Origin of the sequence: Aeromonas sp. QDB62 (assembly GCF_027705695.1) — a bacterium.
Classification (GTDB): Bacteria; Pseudomonadota; Gammaproteobacteria; order Enterobacterales; family Aeromonadaceae; genus Aeromonas; species Aeromonas allosaccharophila.
The window spans coordinates 1-617 of the sequence record NZ_JAPDCD010000147.1; the positions used below are offsets into that span (position 1 = coordinate 1).

The 617-nt window shown below is 60.0% G+C and carries 1 protein-coding gene; it reads left to right on the forward strand.

Translation table 11 applies throughout. The features are described 5' to 3' along the window. Positions 1 to 617, forward strand: a 617-nt coding sequence (locus OKC27_RS22835; RefSeq protein ID WP_270806762.1) for a hypothetical protein, incomplete at both ends; no start/stop codon positions are given.

Genomic DNA, 617 nt, shown 5'->3' on the forward strand with positions numbered 1-617 from the left:
TTTATCCCGGGCACCGGTGTGATCCTGGATGAGGGGAACCTCACCGGCAGCAACAGCCTGAGCCAAACCGGTCACTTTGACGTGCAAGCCGGGTCGGACCGGGTCGTTGAGGTGGCGTTTGCCGATGCCAACGAACAGCCTGCGCTGACTGCCTTGGGTAAACCGGTGCAGTACGAGCTGGTTGATGGCAATAGCGCCATCCCCGGTAGCCAGCTGATCAAGGGCTATGTGATGGTGGATGGCCTGCGGGTCGAGGTGTTCGAGGTCAAGCTGGTTGGCAGCCTCGATCAGGCTGGCAATAACGGGTTTGACTATCAGGTCACCCTCTATCAAGGGCTTCATCAGGGCGGCAACGCCGTGACCGAGCTGCCCATCAAGGTGATCGTCAACGATTACGACAAGGCGGGCGGTAACAACGACAGCACCAGCGGCACCCTCAATATCCAGATAGGGGAAGGGGAGAAACCTACCCTCACCCTGACAGGCGTCACCTTAAGCGAAGGGCGCTTCGATGGCGCCAACTCGGCGGGCGATGATCAACGGGCGAGCGGCAAGATCACCATCAAAGCCGACTCGGATCCGGTGACCGATGTACGACTGACCCTCTCCGGTCAGGT